The 18,171-nt window shown below is 50.2% G+C and carries 18 protein-coding genes and 1 rRNA gene; 18 read left to right on the top strand and 1 reads right to left on the bottom strand.

What is annotated here, in order from left to right; genetic code table 11:
• Window positions 1-72 precede the first annotated feature (72 nt).
• Together argC and truA are read left to right on the top strand one after the other, a co-directional pair.
• Complete coding sequence (gene argC / locus BUF15_RS21685) at window positions 73-1,113, top strand: N-acetyl-gamma-glutamyl-phosphate reductase (RefSeq protein WP_073615815.1); 1,041 nt, start codon at window positions 73-75, stop codon at window positions 1,111-1,113.
• Window positions 1,114-1,140: 27 nt separating this feature from the next.
• The gene (gene truA, locus BUF15_RS21680) at window positions 1,141-1,926 is read left to right on the top strand and encodes a tRNA pseudouridine(38-40) synthase TruA (protein ID WP_073615814.1); all 786 of its coding nucleotides are present in this window, start codon (window positions 1,141-1,143) and stop codon (window positions 1,924-1,926) included.
• Between the two features lie 60 nt (window positions 1,927-1,986).
• Here the strand turns inward: truA and BUF15_RS21675 are convergent, their stop codons facing one another.
• Window positions 1,987-2,961, bottom strand: coding sequence for a LysR substrate-binding domain-containing protein (locus tag BUF15_RS21675; RefSeq protein ID WP_073615813.1), 975 nt, complete (start codon window positions 2,959-2,961; stop codon window positions 1,987-1,989).
• 286 nt (window positions 2,962-3,247) lie between these two features.
• Here BUF15_RS21675 and BUF15_RS21670 point away from each other — a divergent pair, with 286 nt between their 5' ends.
• The 16 genes from BUF15_RS21670 to BUF15_RS21590 all read left to right on the top strand — a co-directional run.
• Entirely contained in the window at window positions 3,248-3,670 is a 423-nt protein-coding gene (locus BUF15_RS21670; protein WP_073615812.1) for an NADH-quinone oxidoreductase subunit A, read from the top strand.
• A complete protein-coding gene (locus tag BUF15_RS21665; RefSeq protein WP_073615811.1) occupies window positions 3,643-4,170 on the top strand; it encodes an NADH-quinone oxidoreductase subunit B in 528 nt (175 codons plus the stop codon). The genes BUF15_RS21670 and BUF15_RS21665 overlap by 28 nt, the downstream gene beginning before the upstream one ends.
• Window positions 4,171-4,226: 56 nt before the next feature.
• On the top strand, window positions 4,227-4,760 hold the full coding sequence (locus BUF15_RS21660) for an NADH-quinone oxidoreductase subunit C (protein ID WP_073615810.1): 534 nt from the start codon (window positions 4,227-4,229) through the stop codon (window positions 4,758-4,760).
• Window positions 4,757-5,875: an NADH-quinone oxidoreductase subunit D gene (locus tag BUF15_RS21655; protein ID WP_073615809.1), complete on the top strand. Its 1,119-nt coding sequence runs from the start codon at window positions 4,757-4,759 to the stop codon at window positions 5,873-5,875. The genes BUF15_RS21660 and BUF15_RS21655 overlap by 4 nt, the downstream gene beginning before the upstream one ends.
• A gap of 10 nt (window positions 5,876-5,885) precedes the next feature.
• The gene (locus BUF15_RS21650; protein ID WP_073615808.1) at window positions 5,886-6,890 is read left to right on the top strand and encodes a complex I subunit 1/NuoH family protein; all 1,005 of its coding nucleotides are present in this window, start codon (window positions 5,886-5,888) and stop codon (window positions 6,888-6,890) included.
• A 1-nt stretch (window position 6,891) separates the two neighbouring features.
• On the top strand, window positions 6,892-7,332 hold the full coding sequence (locus BUF15_RS21645) for a NuoI/complex I 23 kDa subunit family protein (protein ID WP_073615807.1): 441 nt from the start codon (window positions 6,892-6,894) through the stop codon (window positions 7,330-7,332).
• On the top strand, window positions 7,329-7,853 hold the full coding sequence (locus BUF15_RS21640) for an NADH-quinone oxidoreductase subunit J family protein (RefSeq protein WP_073615806.1): 525 nt from the start codon (window positions 7,329-7,331) through the stop codon (window positions 7,851-7,853). The genes BUF15_RS21645 and BUF15_RS21640 overlap by 4 nt, the downstream gene beginning before the upstream one ends.
• A complete protein-coding gene (gene nuoK, locus BUF15_RS21635) occupies window positions 7,853-8,179 on the top strand; it encodes an NADH-quinone oxidoreductase subunit NuoK (protein ID WP_073615805.1) in 327 nt (108 codons plus the stop codon). Before BUF15_RS21640 ends, nuoK begins: the two co-directional genes overlap by 1 nt.
• A 17-nt stretch (window positions 8,180-8,196) precedes the next feature.
• A complete protein-coding gene (locus BUF15_RS21630; protein WP_073615804.1) occupies window positions 8,197-9,678 on the top strand; it encodes a monovalent cation/H+ antiporter subunit D family protein in 1,482 nt (493 codons plus the stop codon).
• Complete coding sequence (locus BUF15_RS21625) at window positions 9,675-9,926, top strand: hypothetical protein (protein WP_073615803.1); 252 nt, start codon at window positions 9,675-9,677, stop codon at window positions 9,924-9,926. Before BUF15_RS21630 ends, BUF15_RS21625 begins: the two co-directional genes overlap by 4 nt.
• Window positions 9,916-11,706 carry a Na(+)/H(+) antiporter subunit D gene (locus BUF15_RS21620; protein ID WP_073615802.1) on the top strand — a complete coding sequence of 597 codons (1,791 nt, stop codon included), beginning with the start codon at window positions 9,916-9,918 and terminating at the stop codon, window positions 11,704-11,706. The genes BUF15_RS21625 and BUF15_RS21620 overlap by 11 nt, the downstream gene beginning before the upstream one ends.
• Window positions 11,707-11,790: 84 nt before the next feature.
• Complete coding sequence (locus BUF15_RS21615; RefSeq protein ID WP_073615801.1) at window positions 11,791-13,314, top strand: NADH-quinone oxidoreductase subunit M; 1,524 nt, start codon at window positions 11,791-11,793, stop codon at window positions 13,312-13,314.
• A 34-nt stretch (window positions 13,315-13,348) separates the two neighbouring features.
• Window positions 13,349-14,761, top strand: coding sequence for an NADH-quinone oxidoreductase subunit N (locus BUF15_RS21610; RefSeq protein WP_073615800.1), 1,413 nt, complete (start codon window positions 13,349-13,351; stop codon window positions 14,759-14,761).
• Window positions 14,762-14,893: 132 nt separating this feature from the next.
• Complete coding sequence (locus tag BUF15_RS21605; RefSeq protein WP_073615799.1) at window positions 14,894-16,126, top strand: M48 family metallopeptidase; 1,233 nt, start codon at window positions 14,894-14,896, stop codon at window positions 16,124-16,126.
• Window positions 16,127-16,306: 180 nt separating this feature from the next.
• Entirely contained in the window at window positions 16,307-17,221 is a 915-nt protein-coding gene (locus BUF15_RS21600) for a hypothetical protein (RefSeq protein WP_073615798.1), read from the top strand.
• Window positions 17,222-18,000: 779 nt separating this feature from the next.
• Window positions 18,001-18,171, top strand: a 16S ribosomal RNA gene (locus BUF15_RS21590); the annotation flags it as partial.

The raw sequence follows: 18,171 nt of genomic DNA, 5'->3' as shown, positions 1-18,171 counted from the left end.
TTCGTTTCTGCAGTTCCCATGGTTGGACACACACCCACACTACCAACGGCACCTTTTACAGGAGACATTGCCATGACCAGAGTTGCTATTGTCGGAGCCTCGGGCTACACGGGCGTCGAACTCGCTCGGATTCTCTGTAATCATCCAAACATTGAACTGACAGCCGTCACATCCCGGCAATATGCCGGCATGCCCCTGGCTGAAGTATTCCCTAATCTGCGATCAAAAGTCTCTTTAGTTTGCGAAAATCTTACTACCTCCGAGATCTGCGATCGGGCCGATGTCGTATTCGCTGCTGTACCCCATAAAACGGCAATGGATCTGGTTCCTCAGTTACTGGGCGCCGGCAAAAAAGTTATCGATCTCTCTGCTGACTTCCGTCTCCGCGATGTGGCTGTCTATGAAGACTGGTACCAGGCTCATTCGTCAGCCGAATTTTTGGCAGAAGCGGTATATGGCCTCCCTGAATTGTATCGGGACGCTATTGGCGGCGCGCGGCTGGTGGCCAACCCTGGTTGCTATCCCACCTCTATTATTCTCGGGCTGGCTCCACTCTTGAAGGCCAACGCTATCGATGTGCACACCATCATTGCCGACTCCAAATCGGGTACGTCCGGTGCTGGCAGAGGCGCAGCCGTTGGCACCCTCTTTTGCGAGGTAACCGATGGCTTCAGACCTTACAAGGTTGGTGGAACTCATCGCCATATTCCTGAAATCGAACAGGAACTCTCGGTTCTTGCCGGGGAAGCGCTGCAGATTTCCTTTACCCCGCACCTGCTTCCAATATCCAGAGGCATCCTGAGCACCGTCTACGCCACCTTGCGTCCCGGATTCGATGCAGCCGCTCTTCAGGCGCTCTACCACAGCCATTACGACAACGAACAGTTCGTCAGGGTGCTGCCTTCTGGCTCATTGCCAGCCACGCAATATGTGCGAGGCTCGAACTTCTGTGATATAGCCTTTTCCGTCGATAGTCGAACCGGCCGAATTGTCATAACCTCGGCGATCGATAATATCGTCAAGGGTGCTGCCGGCCAGGCGGTACAGAACATGAATATCGTCTGCGGATTTCCGGAAGCAACAGGCCTGGAAGGCGCACCGTTTTTCCCATGATGCCAGCCTGTAAAATTCATTTACGTCATGGTAGCAGATCGTAATATCAGGCTGATCATCGCCTATGACGGCACCGACTTCAACGGCTGGCAACGTCAGAAACATGATATCACCATCCAGGGCGAGATTGAAAAGTGTCTCGCCCGGATGACCAATCATGAAATCATGTTGCATGGTGCAGGCAGAACCGACGCCGGGGTTCACGCAGAGGGGATGGTGGCCAATTTTTTCACCACCTCAAGGATCACCTGCAGCGCGTTTTTAAAAGGCTTGAACTCAATGCTTCCCTATGCCATCCGTGTCCTGGCTGCGGATGAGGTTTCACCTGATTTTCATGCACGATTCTCTGCCGCAGGCAAGCACTACGAATACCATCTCTATACCGGCAAGGTCATGCCGCCACTGGCACGGCTCTACAGCCTGCACGTCCCCATACCCCTTGACCTGCCAAGCATGCATGAGAGCTTGAAGATCCTACTCGGAACCCACGACTTCTCGACCTTTGAAAATGCCGGATCACGGGAAAAAGACAAACCATCCCGAAAAGGCGCGATCCGCACCATCACCACTGCGCAGATAGAAGAGACCACACCTGACCACCTCATCGTCACGATCATCGGCGAGGGATTTCTGCGACACATGGTTCGCAACATCGTAGGAACGCTATTAGAAGTGGGAATGGGAAAAAGAAGTATTGAGGAATTCAGAGAGGCGTTGCTGGCCAAAAACCGGAATGCGGGGGGCGCCACTGCGCCACCCCACGGCCTTAAACTCAGGAAGGTGCTCTACGGAGATACCGAGCAATTGCAGTAAACGATGGATATCTGACTCGCTACCCATCGTTTGATAGTTTCGGTCTAGATTATTACCCCGTTAACGCTTTTGCGCCGATTGCCGTGCCAACAACGACTGCAACTTCCAGGGCGATGAGAGACATACCCTGTCTTCCTTGCAATCATTCATCACGTCGCAAAAATTCATAAACTCGGCCAGCTCATCGGTCAGTTCTTTGTCTTTTCGCTGAATAATCTTGAGCTGACGTTTCATATCAAGCCCTTTAATCTTCAAGGTCTTTATCCAGCCATGCTCTGTTTCCCTGCACACGCTGAGACTGGAAAGACAGGCAATACCAGCGCCTGACTCGACCGCTCGCTTGATCGCCTCCGGATGCCCCATCTCCATGACCACATTGATCTTGTCGAGATAATCACGCATCTTTTCGCGGAAAGTGGCATCGGTTCCTGAACCGGGTTCACGCATGATCCACTTTTTCTCTGTCAAATCGGTTTCAAGATCAAAATACTCATTGTGAGCCATAGGATCAGTCGGCCCACAGAGAATGACCAGCTCATCCTGAAACCAGGGTCGAACCTTCAACTCCGCGTTTTTACCAAGCAGACCTTCAACATATCCCACATCACAGGAACCATCCATCACCAACTGTTCGGCATTTTTGGTGTTGTGAACCAGCATATTGACGTGCACTCGCGGGTGCACCCGCTTGAATGCGCCGATAAGGTATGGAAGAATATAATTACCCAACGTGGTACTGGCCACCACATCGATCCGTCCCTGAAGCGTATCGTTGCGCTCGGACATGATGGATTCTATATTTGATACCTGACACGTAATATCCTTCGCCAGCGGGAGGAGATAGCGTCCCCGGGCATTCAGCAGAAGACTCCGTCCATGTCGGTCAAAAAGGGAGCCACCCAGTTGATTTTCCAGTTCCGCCAGGGCCATGCTCACTGCAGACTGGGTCACGAACAATTTTTTGCTCGCCTTCGTCACCTGGGCAGTCTCAGCCACCGCGATAAAAATCTCTAATTGTCGTAATGTTATAGACATCTGTTCTTTTGGATTCAGTCGGATTGATGATAATCATCTTTTTTTTTTAGTAGGCACGCTCATCATAGCATGAATTACAGGATTCTCAAGTTTTTTCAAACTGTAACACGGTGAAACCATGTTTCCAAAAACAGCCACGTCGTGGTATTGGGAAAGATCGATAAATTGTTGTTGACATTGTGTTTTCAATTTCCTATACATTTAAACGTTCAATTTGCTTGAGCATGATATTCAATTGATTTTTTATCGATTCACATAGCTATCCCCAAGCCAAAGGACTTTTGCCATGGAGTCACAGTTCACCGATTTTTTGTATCGTGACAACGTTCTCTGGGTCACTGCTTTTACCCTCGGAGGTCTCGCCTTCGCCCTCGGCCCCATTGCAATTGTCTACCTCTTAATGCCCCTGAAAACCCGCCAGATCAACAATAAGGCAGAGCAGTATATCGAATGTGGTATGGATCCTATCGGCGACAGCTGGATTCGCTACGGTATAGTGTTTTATCTCTATGCCCTCATATTCCTTGCTTTCGATGTTGACGTGCTCTTCCTCTTTCCGGTTGCAGTAGCCTACAATTCTGAATTGTTTGCCTCTTCTTTCCGGGATTTTATCGAAATTGTGCTATTTGTCGGTATTCTTACATTGGCGGTCGTCTACGCATGGATAAAGGGAGTATTTAAGTGGGAGCGCAGAACATACCTACGATAAACGAACCAGTACCTTCTTCAATAGTTCAGTTTGCCGCAGCTGACAAACTGATTAACATCTGCCGGGCCAATTCACTTTGGCCCCTGACATTCGGCATTGCCTGCTGCGCCATTGAAATGATGGCTACGGGTTGCGCCCGCTTTGACATGTCGCGTTTCGGAGCCGAGGTTTTTCGCCCCTCGCCCCGTCAGAGTGATGTCATGATTGTCGCCGGCACCATCACCAAAAAGATGATGCCTGGTATCAAAACGCTGTATGACCAGATGCCTGAACCCAAGTGGGTTATGGCCCTGGGCAACTGCGCCATTTCCGGCGGCCCGTTTGCTTTCGAGGGGCAGTACTCCATTGTCCTTGGCGCTGACGAATTTCTGCCGGTCGATATTTACGTCCCCGGCTGCCCGCCTCGACCAGAAGCTCTCCTTCAGGGCATAATTGAGTTGGAACATAAAGTCTCCGGTTGGAAACGCTGGAAAGACCCCGAGGCATCGATCAGATCGTAACGCGTCCAGGTCGCCGACCTGCGCTCTATTTATCAGCACCTTCGGAGCAACAGCAAATGATTGCAGAAACTACCAAGAAGGCCCTGCAGGCACTGTTTCCTGAACCTGCAGCTGCTGTCGAGGAAATCCCTGCCTCGCCAGAGACTGAAGAAGCCGACAAGGCCCCAAAAAAAGAAGCTGGTCCGAGACCAAACGGCGTTATCGAGCGAGACTACGCTGTGCATGGATATCATCTGGATGCCCAGGTTGCCGTCGACCAGCTCATTGATGCCGTGAACATCGTTGACCAGAACGAGTTCTTCATCGAGACTATCACGGGTGTCGACTGGATCAAAGAAGGTGAGTTCGAAGTGATCTACGATTTCAGTCGTTACGACTTTGAGGTCTGCCGGGTTGTCATTCGCACCCGCGTCCCCAGAGACAATCCCCAGGTACCAACCATCACCGGTATTTATGCCGGGGCCAATTGGCATGAGCGTGAGACCCATGACTTTTTCGGCATCAAATTTGAAGGCCATCCGCATCTGATCCCGTTGCTGCTTCCCGAGGATGCAGATTTCCACCCACTTCGAAAGGACTTCAAACCATGAGTAAACCTATAGAGCTCCGGCCGGACGAAACATTTGTCGTAAACGTAGGTCCGCAACATCCGGCAACCCATGGCGTTCTCCGGGTCAAGATGCGCATGGACGGCGAATATATCGTGGAAGCCGAAACAGTCATTGGCTATATCCATCGCATGCACGAAAAGATGGGGGAACTCAAGACCTACCCACAGTTTCTGATGAACCTGAGCCGCATGGATTACCTCGGGGCCATGGGGTACTGTCATGGTCATGTCCTCTGCGTGGAAAAAGCAGCCGGCATCGAAGTGCCCGAGCGTGCCGAGTACATCCGTGTCATCATGGTCGAATTGAACCGGATCGCCTCGCATCTTTTCTGGTTCGGCGCCTTTGTCATGGACCTGGGTGGTTTCAGTCCGCTAATGTATGCCCTTCAGGATCGTGAATATATCCTCGACATGATGGAATCGGTAACAGGTTCACGACTCACCTACTGCTATTTCCGCTTCGGCGGCCTCTATAATGATATCGACGACGAGTTCATCGCCGCCGCACGCCGCTTCATCCCGCGCATGCGCAAATCGATGGCGAAATACGAAAAGCTGGTTACCGGCAACGTTATCTTCAGAAAGCGTCTTGAGGGCAATGCCTTCCTGAGCAAGGAGGTTTGTCGAAAGTACGGTGCTTCCAGCGCAGTCGCCAGGGGTTCAGGTATCAATTTCGACGTTCGGAAAAACGAGCCCTATTCTGTATATCCCGAGTTTAACTTCGATATCCCGGTATTTCATGAGTGTGACTCCCTGGCCCGTTACAATGTACGCATGGCCGAAATTGAGCAGTCACTCCGAATTGTTGAGCAAGCTCTGGACAAATTGCCTGATGGCCCCATCATGCCAGCCAAGGCACCCAAGATTATCAAGCCGAACGCCGGCGACTACTACCAGGCTGTCGAAACTGCCAGGGGCAGCTTTGGGGTCAGATTGGTCAGCGATGGCGGCAAAACGCCCTATCGACTCAAGCTCCGCTCCCCGACCTACTCCAACATGCACCTTTTCGATGAAACGTGTACCGGTATGATGATCATGGACGCCCTCGCCTTCATGGGCAGCCTCGACCTCGTTATACCTGAGATCGACAGGTAAGGATGAAATTATGAGCTTAACTCTATTAAATGTCATCTTCGCGGTGGTTGTGGCCATCGCCTTTGCCGCGCTAAACGCTGCCTATCTGGTCTGGGCAGAGCGGAGGGGAGCGGGTCGTATCCAACGCCGCCCCGGCCCAAATATCAATGGCCCATTTGGTCTTTTCCAGCCGCCTCTTGACGGTTTGAAACTGATGGCCAAACAGCTCACAATACCGGGCGGCGCCGACAAGATCCTTTTTGTCGCGGCTCCGGTGCTGTCAATGTTTCCGGCTATCATGAGTTTTGTCACCATCCCCTTCTCCGAAATGATTGTCGCCCACAATATGAACGTGGGGTTGTTGATGATCTTTGCCTTTGCTTCCAGCGGTTCCATGGCCCTGCTCTTTGCCGGCTGGAGTTCGCGTAATAAGTACGCAATGATGTCTGCCGTACGCTCAGTCTCCCAGGCCGTTGCCTATGAGATCCCCATGCTTATTACGGCGATTACCATTGTTCTCATGACAGGCACCATGGACCTCATGGAGATTGTCCGGCAACAGGGTCCGTCGATCCTTCACTGGAACATCTTCCCGTTGCTGACGAATTCACATAACCTCCTGATGCCTTTCTCGTTTCTCATCTTTTTCACCTGCACTCTTGCCGAAACCAATCGGGCGCCTTTTGACCTCGGTGAGGCAGAAAGTGAACTTGTGGCAGGTTTTCACATCGAATACGGTTCCATGGGCTTTGGCTTGTTCTTCATGGCCGAATACGCCAATATCGTCATCGGCTCCTGCCTCACCACCATCCTGTTCCTTGGTGGCTGGCATCCCCCTCTGCCCTTTCTTGGCTTCATCCCAGGCGTGGTCTGGTTCCTGCTTAAGATCTACATTCTTATTGCCACATTCATATGGATTCGCTGGACATTTCCGCGGACAACGATCTACGGTCTTTTAAATCTGTCCTGGAAAATCCTTATTCCGATCTCTCTTTTCAACCTGCTGCTTACCGCAGGACTACTGAAGGTATTTTAAGATGGGTGCCTATTTCAGCGAAATTTTTCAGGGACTCTGGAGCCTGTTCGTCGGCCTGGGAATCACCTTCAAGGAATTCTTCAAGCCCGTTGTAACCATGCCCTACCCCTACGAGACAATCGAGATGCCCGCCAGGTATCGTGGTCATGTCGAGCTTATCGAAGATGAAGAGGGTAAACCCAAATGTATTGTCTGCATGGCCTGCCAGCGCGCCTGCCCATCCGACTGCATCACCCTTGATGGGGAAAAGCCGGAAGGATCAAAGAAGAAGGTGCTCACCAGCTACCAGCTGGACTTTACCAGATGCTCGCTCTGCGGCTCTTGCGTGGAAGCATGCAACTTCGATGCATTGACGTTTTCCAAGGAATACAACCTGGCAAGCACCAGAAAAGAAGATTTTTACTTTGATCTTCTGAAACGTTTGGAGGACCGAAACTCATGAACCCGTCTCTCTTCAGCGCGGATGGCCTTGTCGGGCTGATTTTCCTGCTCACCATCGCTATCACCATTGCCGGCGGCATCATCGCCTGTAATTCCGAACGACTTGTTCGCGCCGTTGCCGGCCTCATGATCTGCTTCATCGGCGTAGGCGCGCTCTACTATTTCCTCAACTCACCCTTCGTTGCAATGATGCAGGTACTGATCTATGTCGGCGCCGTGGCGGTGACCATCTCCTTTGCCATCATGCTCGCTGATCCCGAGCAATCTTCCCAACATGGTCCGATTAACGCACTTTCCGGCCCGTTCGGTTTTATCACCGCAGCTCTTCTCACCGTCGGCCTTGCCCTCATCGCCCTCAAAACCATGTGGGGCGACGAGCCAAAGGTCAACGACGGCTCGGTTAAAATTATCGGCACTCAGTTACTGACCGACTACTCCATGGTCTTTGAGCTTGTTTCCATCGTCCTGCTCATCTCGATTATCGGGGCCCTGGTCATCGCACGTGAAGGGAGGAAAAGCTGATGTCAATACTTACCCTCTACAACAGTCTTCAAGCATACCTTCTGGTCGGTGCCCTTCTTTTCGGGATGGGTGTTTATGGACTTATCACCCGACGGACCCTTATCGGCATGCTTATCGCCGGGGAGATGATCCTCGTTGGCGCTTCGCTCAACTTCATGGCCTTCAACCGCTTTACCGCTCCAGACCCAGCAACCGGGCAAATATTCGCGCTCTTTATCATGGCCATAGCCGCCGCCGAGGCAGCCATCGGTCTCAGTATAGTTATCGCGATTTACCGGCATTACAGGTCGATTGATGCCCAGGATGTTGTCAAACTTAAAGGCTAAGAAAGGAACCAGCTGGCATGGATCATACTACAGTACACTCACCGGCGCTGCTCATAGCCCTGCTCATCCCCCTGATCGGTACTTTAGGAGTTATGTTCAGAGGGAAGGAGGAAAACGTCCGCGAAGGCATTTCCTCGGTCTCTTCCATCTTGCTCTTTATCACCGTCTGCACCATGATCCCCAAGGTGTTGGCTGGCAAGATACTGATGTTCAACATGTTCAACCTCCTGCCCGGAGTCTCGGTGACGTTACGCGCCGATGGAATGTCGATGATATTCGCGCTCGTCGCTTCCTCACTCTGGACCATCGCGGTCTTCTACTCGATGGGGTATATGCGGGGCCTGAACGAACATGCCCAGACCAGGTTTAACGCCTGTTTTGCGCTGGCCATTTTCGGCGCCATCGGTGTTGCCTTTTCCAACAACCTCTTTACTCTCTATCTTTTTTATGAGGTTGTCTCTGTCTGCACCTATCCACTCGTCGCCCACCATCAGGATGAAGAGGGCTATGAGGGTGCAAAAAAATACATTGTCTATCTGACCACTACCGCCAAGGCCTTTTTGCTGCCGGCAATGATCCTCATATACGTTCTGACCGGCACCCTTGATTTTGCCACCAATATCAACACTGGTATCTTCCCAGATGATGTCAACCGCTGGGTAGTCACCATGCTGTATGTGTTCTGCCTGTTCGGCTTTGCCAAGAACGGTATCATGCCGTTTCATCACTGGCTGCCGGGCGCTATGGTTGCGCCCACGCCAGTCTCTGCATTGCTCCATGCCGTGGCCGTTGTCAAGGTCGGTGTTTTCTGCACCACCAGGACCATGCTCTACGTCTTTGGTGTAAATATCATGGACGCCTTCAACCTTGGCATCCCAACCGCCTATTTTGTCGGTTTCACCATCATTATGGCCTCGGTGATTGCGCTGTCGAAAGACAACCTGAAATCTCGACTGGCCTACTCAACGGTCAGCCAGCTCTCATACATCATTCTGGGTGTGGCACTCCTGACCCCATCCGGAGTGGAAGGCGGCCTGATCCATATCGTCAATCACGCCTTTTCCAAAATCACCCTGTTCTTTTGCGCCGGCGCCATTTACGTCGCCACACATAAAAAATATATATCTGAAATGGAAGGGCTCGGCCGAACCATGCCGTTTACCTTCGGGGCCTTCGCTATTGCCTCACTCTCCATGATAGGCGCACCGCCTGTGGCTGGCTTTATCACCAAGTGGAATCTGCTGGTAGGCTCCATAGAGGCCCACCAAATTGGCATTCTCCTCATTCTGCTCGCCAGTACCCTGTTGAATGCCGCCTATTTCGCACCAGTCACCTATAGGGCCTTTTTCGGCAGTCGTCCGGAAGGTGAAGTATTTACAGGAATCAAAGAGGCCCCCCTGGCCATGTTGATTCCAATTCTTATCGCAGCAACAATTTCCGTGATCATAGGCATTTTCCCCAATATCATGATGCAATTTGTAAAGGCGGTGACAGGATGATTGTAAACCTCATCGATTACCTGAAAGAGCGCCCCCAGGCAGTCAAACAGACCTGCTATGGTGGTATTGCGCTCATTGTGCTCTGGAGCGCCATTGCCGTGGATACGCACCATGCGCATACCTGGGTTGAAAAGATCCCCGGCTTTTGGTCAATTTTCGGTCTGATCTCCTGCGTCGTTCTCATCTTTGTCGCATCGTGGCTTGGCAAGAGCGGCATTCAGACCCGGGAGGACTATTATGACAACTAGTTTCATCCACCCCGCCCTGATTCTTATCATCGGCGCGGTGATACTCCCGTTCATCAAGGATCCGTTCAGGAAACCGTACCTGTTCCTTATCCCGCTTTTGACGTTCTGCGATGTTGTCTATCTCGGCCAGCATCAAGGTGTCTATGGCGTCTTCCCCTTTATGGAGAACTGGACGCTGACCTTTGGCCGTATCGACAGTCTCTCTTTTGTCTTTGCCTTTATCATGGCTTTGATGGCAGTCATCGGCACCATCTACGGACTGCACGTCGACAACGAATGGCACCATATGGCCGCGTGGTTTTACGTTGCCGGCTCACTTGGTGTCATCCTCTCCGGTGATTACCTGGTACTCTTTCTCTTCTGGGAGATTATGGCATTCGCCTCCACCTTCCTTGTGTGGTTTAACAAGGAAGAGGGCGCGCTGGCCGCTGGCTACAGATATCTGCTGGTGCACACCTTTGGTGGCCTCATCCTTCTGATGGGCTTCGTCCTGCGTTATCAGGCTACAGGCGACCTTTCGTTTGTCCATATGGATGAGCACAACATGCAGCTCTACTCCTGGTTGATCATGATCGGCCTGATGCTGAACGCTGCCGTACCGCCTCTTCACTCATGGTTACCCGACGCCTACAGTAAAGCAACGGTCACCGGCGCAGTTTTCATGTGTGCATTTACCACCAAGACCGCGATCTATACCCTGGCTCGAGCCTGTGCCGGCTTTGAAGTTTTGATCGTACTCGGCGTAATCATGGCGATTCTCGGAATCATCTACGCTATCCTGGAAAATGATATCCGAAGACTGCTGGGTTGGGAGATTGTCAGCCAGGTTGGGTACATGGTGACGGGTGTCGGTATCGGTACTGCCCTTGCCATTAACGGCACCGCCGCCCATGCCTTTGCCCACATCCTCTATAAAGGTTTGCTCTTCATGGCCGCCGGCTCTGTTCTTTACTCAACCGGCAAATCAAAATTCACTGATCTTGGAGGACTGTACCGTAAAATGCCCTTGACGCTTCTGTTCATGGTGATCGGAGGTATGTCGGTTTCCGCCTTCCCATTTCTTTCCGGGTTTGTTTCGAAATCGATGATCATCTCGGCGAGCTTTGAGGAGCATCTCATTCCAGCAGGATTTCTGCTCACCATGGTCTCCGCCGGCACCTTCCTGGTGGCTGGACTTCGCTTGCCCTATCTCATTTTCTTTGGTGAGAGCAGATGCTCATCTGAAACACTGGACAAAGCCTGCGACCCGCCATGGAATATGACCATGGCTATGGGTATTGCCGCGTTCTTCTGTCTCGTAGTCGGCTGCTATCTTCCATTTCTCTACGATATGCTACCAAACGCTGAGACCACGTATCACCCGTATACCACCTATCACTTTGGCGAGACATTGCAGATTCTGGCCCTCACCGCCCTTGGCTTCTATTATTTCAAGGACAAGATCGGCGCCCGGGCAACCATCAGTTTTGATCTTGACTGGTTTTATCGCAAGGGTGGCCTGATCTTCCTGTGGTTGGCCAAGAAGCCGATTCAGGGGTTCGATACCGCCTGGGGTGAAATCTATAAATTTGTCGGCCTCAACTCACTCATGACCTCTGCTAAGTTTTGGGCTTGGTTCGACTGGCATGGCATTGATGGGGTAGTGGATGGTACCGCTCGCATTGTCAGGAGATTAGGTGGCCAGGTAAGCAGAACGCTGCAGCGGGGTCAGATTCAACAGACCCTGTACATCACGATTTCGTTCGCGGCGCTTTTACTGTTTGCCTTTGCCTGGCTGTAATTCAGGCATTCATACGACGTAACTGCCTGGTTTTAAAATTTTAAACAAAACCAGCAATTCAAACTACATCAAGGATCACTGGTAATGGATCAGCTACTTATCAATCCGGGACCGCCACTTCTCAGCATATTGATATTTTTACCACTTGCAGGGGCTCTTTTCCTGCTATTGGTAAATAATGAAAACTTTGCACGCTACTGGACTCTTGCGGTAACTGGCATTGCAGCCCTGCTGTCCTTGCCTATCCTAACCGGTTTCGATAGAGGTAGTGCCCAGTTCCAGTTTGTCGAAAAACACGCCTGGATTGAAACGCTCAATATCAATTATGTGGTTGGCGTCGACGGCATCTCTCTCTTGCTGCTGCTCATGACCACCTTCATCATGCCCTTTTGCGTTTTGGCATCCTGGACCTATATCAAAACCAGGGTACAATCTTTCATGATATGCCTTCTCATCATGGAATCGGCCATGGTCGGGGTCTTTGTGGCACTTGATTTCGTCCTGTTCTATATCCTCTGGGAAGCGATGCTCATCCCGATGTACCTCTTGATCGGTATATGGGGCGGTCCACGGAAGATTTATGCCTCGATCAAGTTCTTTCTGTATACCCTCGCCGGTTCCGTCCTGCTGCTGGTGGGTATTATCTGGCTCTATATCACCAACAACTACAGTTTCTTCATTCCGGATATGATGTGGCAGCACTATTCGGTGACTGCTCAGGTTCTCCTTTTCCTGGCATTCTTTCTGGCATTCGCCATCAAGGTGCCCATGTTCCCATTCCACACCTGGTTGCCAGCTGCCCATGTTGAAGCACCTACCGCAGGCTCGGTCATCCTGGCCTCGATTCTATTAAAAATGGGAACTTACGGTTTCCTCAGGTTTGCTTTGCCGATGACGCCGGAGGCCACGGTAATGATGATGCCATACGTCCTTGGACTCTCCATTGCAGGTATCATCTATGGCGGATTCACCGCCTTGGCCCAAAGTGACATGAAAAAACTGATCGCCTACTCTTCAGTCGGCCATATGGGCTTTGTCACTCTCGGCATCTTTGTTCTCAACCAGCAAGGCATTGAGGGTGCCATTCTGCAGATGATCAATCACGGTGTTACCACCGGCGCCCTCTTTCTCTGCGTGGGTATGATCTACGAACGAACCCACAGTCGTGAGCTGCTTTCCGCCACCGGTGTTGGTCAATACATGCCGGTCTTCGTCACCTTCCTCGGCTTCTTTTCTCTGTCGTCATTTGGTTTTCCCGGCACAAACAGCTTTGTCGGCGAATTCATGATTCTGGCTGGAACCTTCGAGTACAGCATCCCACTGGCCCTTGCCGCCATCCCAGGGGCAGTACTCGCGGCAGCATACATGTTGCGCATGCTGCAGAAAGTCGTCTGGGGGGGAACCGACAATCCTGATCAATCCTGGCTTACCGATCTGAATGTCCGGGAGATTGTGACTTTGACGCCATTTTTAATCTTTGTCTTCTGGATCGGCCTCAGCCCGCAGCATTTTCTTGACCTGATGCAGACCAGCGTTACCAACCTGCTGGATAATTTTACAGCCTACAGTAGCCAGTATATGGCCGCTGCTGACCTGATTGTACGCTAAGTGAATAACCACAACGATCCTCAAAGGTACACCGATGCTATTTCTACCTGAACTGACATTACTGGGAGCTGGCTTAATCTTCTTTGTTTTCAGTCTCGGTACCCACTCCAGCGACATGATCAGGAATGCGGCCATCGCCCTATGCGCAATCACGCTGGCAGCTTCTATTGCCGCAGTAAACAGCTCTGGTGAGCTGTTCTACGGAGCGTACAGGATTGACCTCTTCTCCCAGGTATTCAAGATCCTGATGGCCCTGGCCACACTGGTGGTTGTCATTTTCGCAAACAAGCTACCGGGCATAAAGAGCAAATACCAGGCTGAATATTACATCTTCATGGCTATGTCTGTGCTAGGGCTGATGATGTTGGTCTCCAGCGTCGAATTGCTGTCCATTTTCGTCGCTCTTGAGCTCTCATCATTTGCCGTGTACATCATGGTGCCCATGCGTGACGAGTCCCACGGCTCCAAAGCCCAGATGGAGGCCGCCATCAAATACCTCCTGTATGGTGTTACTGCCACAGGCTTCATGCTGTTTGGCATGAGCTACCTTTTCGGTCTCACTGGTTCCACTCGTATTGACGTCATCATCACAAAACTTGCCACCATCTACACGCAACCAGCGGTGGTTATCTCCATCGCTCTTGTGCTGGCAGGATTCTTTTATAAACTTGCCCTGTTTCCTTTCCACTTCTGGGTTCCCGATGTATATGAAGGAGCAGCCAACGAAACCACTGCTTTCATCGCCGCCGTACCGAAAATTGCAGCCGTGGCCATGCTGGTTCGATTCGTCTCACTTGCCAGTGGTACCGGTGCTGTACTTGCCAACCTGCTGATGGTATGTGCTATACTCTCAATGTTTTACGGTAACCTTTCAGCCCTCGTACAGAAAGACCTGAAGAGAATGCTCGGTTTTTCAGGTATTGCCCATGCAGGATTTGTGCTTCTCGGCCTTCTCACATTTCAAGTGACAGGATATGCGACAGCACTTTATTACATCACCGGATACGTGCTGATGAACCTCGCCTGCTTTCTGGTTATCTGCACAGTCGCAGGAAACGGCGCCAACCTTGCCATCGAGGACTTGAGCGGCCTCCACAAAAGAGCACCACTCCTTGCCATTACTCTCACGGTCGGTCTTTTCTCTTTAGCAGGCATCCCTCCGTTTGTTGGTTTTACCGGCAAATTCATGCTTCTTTTGGGCGCCCTTCGGGAAGACTATCTTCTTCTGGTCATTCTCGCCGCTATCAACACCGCAATCGCCATTTTCTATTATCTCTCTGTGGTACGACTCACTTTTTGTACTGACAGCGAAGAACGTGGATCTGTAGAAGTCGGCTTCATGACCAATGCAGTTTCCGTCCTCTTGATTATCACCATTGTCATCATGGGTGTTGCGCCACAGCGCTTCCTCGATATTGCCGCGTCGACAATACAATCGATCATGTAGTATCCTATGCACCTCTATGCATGAAACACCAAGACCCGGGAGGAAACTCCCGGGTCTTGGTGTTTCTGTCAGCAACCATTAAGTCGAACTACTTACAGTCTCTCCAACCAATCACTCTATCTCACATATCAAATGAATCCCTGGCTTGTTCTTATACTCTTGATCCTTGTAGCTGGTTACCTGCTTGATTGTCTGGTTTCATTGCTCAACCTTCGGGCGCTGAGCCCTGAGCTCCCCCAGGAATTCAGAGGCGTCTTCGATGATACCGAGTACGCCCGTTCACAATCCTACACCAGGGTTCGAACCAAATTTTCTCTCGTCTCCTCAACAGCCTCCACCATCTGTACCCTTGCTTTTCTCCTGCTCGGTGGATTTAATTTCGTCGATATCTTTGTCAGAAGTTTTGACTTTGGGCCGGTGACCACAGGCCTCATCTTCACCGGTGTGCTCATGCTATTGACATCTCTTCTTGGCCTGCCCTTTTCCATCTACTCAACGTTTGTGATCGAAGAACGATTCGGTTTCAACCGGACTACTCTTTCAACATTTGTGCTCGATATGTGCAAGGCAGCGCTTCTTGCAGTTATCCTTGGCGGACCGATTCTCGCCCTCATTCTCTGGTTCTTTGAAAAAACGGGTGACAATGCCTGGCTTTTTTGTTGGCTTGCAGTGGTACTGTTTTCCATTTTGGTTCAATTCCTCGCCCCTGTCCTTATATTTCCTCTCTTCAACAAATTCTTTCCCCTTGAAGAAGGCGAGCTAAAAAAGCGTATTATGGCTTATGCAGAAAAAGAACGCTTCCAGATTCAGGGCGTCTTCACTATGGATGGCTCCAAACGTTCCACCAAACTCAACGCCTTTTTTACAGGTTTTGGCCGGTTTCGAAAGATTGTATTTTACGATACCCTCATCGAGAAATTGACTACCGAAGAAATCGTGGCTGTACTGGCTCATGAAATGGGTCATTTCAAATGCCGACATATTCTGAAAATGCTCGCCGCCTCCATCCTCCAGACTGGTATTATGTTTTACCTGCTATCTCTTCTTCTGAATAACAGTGAAATGTTTGCGGCACTGGGTATGGAGCACGTTTCGGTATACGCAAGTCTCTTTTTTTTCGGCTTTCTTTATACGCCTGTCAACACCGTGGTGTCGATACTCTTTCATTATTTATCCAGGAAACATGAATATGAGGCTGACGCCTATGCCGTCGCCAGTACTGGCGATGCAGAAAGCCTGGTTAGTGGTTTAAAATCCTTATCACAGGCAAACCTCAGCAACCTTACACCCCATCCGGTCACAGTTTTTCTCGAATACACCCATCCGCCTGTACTGCAGCGTATTGAGGCCATTCGCAAACTGTGATATTACGTTCCGTGATAACCAGAGGATATTGGACTTGACACAAGAGCATATTCACGGTTCACTGTAGGGGAATTATTTCTCTTTTTCCCACTCTGTGTGTTGATTTTTACAGATAGATCATTAGGTTTTTGCATTATTTTTTTAACCCCTTCTTACATATCTGAATTTTAGGAGAAAATCATGAAAAACAATGAGTTTCGCACGCCATTGATGCAATCGGGTGCCTTACTTGTGGCAATCATTTTTATCATCTCTATGATCCCCTCTGGAGATGGCATGGGCGTTGGAGCAGTTCTCGGAGCCTTCATCTCCGGGATTTTCAAGCTGTTCCTTTTCATTATAGCGCTCTTTCTAGCCATTGCTGTGGCTATAGCTGTGATGGTAGGCGTCTTCCTTGCAGCAATCGCCCTTCAATCACCGGAGAAAGCAAAAGACATTTTTGACGAAACAAAAAGACGACTGGCTGCGCTTATACAGGATGCCGTTGCATGCAAATCAAATGCTCCAGCATGCGAGGCTACTGCTGCTCCCGTCAACACTGGTATATCTCAGGAGGAATATGATCAGATGAAAAGTAAGATTTCTTCACTTCAGAACGCAAATTTGCAATTGCAGTCAGATGTCTCTGCCCTCAACAGTAAAAACGTAAAGCTTCAGGATGACATTCACGGCCTTACAACCATGGTCGATGAATTAAAAGAGTCTGAAACAAAAATCAAAGAACTGATCAGTGAACTTTCAGCAAAGGTCAAAGAAGAACCAGATACTGAATTGAAAAAACAGATCCAGGTGCTTGAGGAAATGGTAGGTAAAACCAACCTCAATATTGCAGACCTTGCAGGACGATTGGAAGCACTTGAAGAAGCAGCGACGGGACCCTCTGCCGAAGAACTGTCAGGTGGTATATTCTCCTACATCACTAGCGAAGAGCAACGCACCCTTTTTACCAACAAGGTTCAGGAGGGTGTTAATAAGGAACTCACCTACGCTCAGTTCGACGAATTCCTTACCGAAGCCCTTCCCGGCGATCTCGACAAAGTCATTAAAGATCATCCGTCACTGACCAAGGACTATATCCGAAGCATGCGGAAATAACTCCTAGGTCTTTTTTCCCCGAGCTTTCTGGGCTGCCGGACTACACCATTTGTGGTTCGGCAGCCTTTTTTTTTATTTAACCCTACTGACAAAGTAAAATAATCGATTACTAGCCAGACCTGTTTTCTGGTGGATTTCCAACTTTACAAGCGATTATTCCTCTAGTTTTATTCATAGGGAAAAGTCATTGACCAAAACTATCTCTATGAATTTCTGTCTGACTTCACATTCAAGACAATTGCAGGCTACTAAAATAATTACTTCTTGTGACTTTTCCTGTTGACACCCGCATCCCGATCCAGTACTTTGCCGCCTCCTTGATCGGGGCAGCCAACTGGCAGCATGACGGTCAACGAAAAAAAGAAAGAATGCGCTTGACAGTTACCGTTTCGAACGGTAACATGGCGCTCCGCCGAGAGCCCAGTAATTTCAGGTTCTTGGCGATGGCGAAAAGATATAAAACCGTTTTTGCCAGGCGGTTCTCACCGTTTTCTTTTGGCGGCTTGGCAATTGGTTTTTGGACCGGCTTGGGGGATTCAAAAAACTGTTGACAGCATAAACGCAACGGTTTAAGATAGACAGCTCGCCGCGGACCTTGTGCCGCGCGGTTTTGCTTCGTGCAAAACTGGGAACGATCCTTGAAAACTGAATAACAACACGTACAGCAAACGGGCCCAACGCGAGATACATCTCGCTAAGGGCAACTTTGAAATTCAAAGGAGCTCTTATATAATTAAGCACTATATAAGAAACCATCCTTACGGATGGTCTAGGATATCAAACTGGAGAGTTTGATCCTGGCTCAGAACGAACGCTGGCGGCGTGCTTAACACATGCAAGTCGAACGCGAACGAGTTCTTCGGAACTTTAGTAGAGTGGCGCACGGGTGAGTAACGCGTAAGTAATCTACCCTGGCATCTGGAATAACCCACCGAAAGGTGTGCTAATAC

This window comes from Desulfopila aestuarii DSM 18488, from assembly GCF_900143695.1.
GTDB classification, from domain to species: domain Bacteria; phylum Desulfobacterota; class Desulfobulbia; order Desulfobulbales; family Desulfocapsaceae; genus Desulfopila; species Desulfopila aestuarii.
This window is presented reverse-complemented; position numbering and strand designations above follow the sequence as displayed.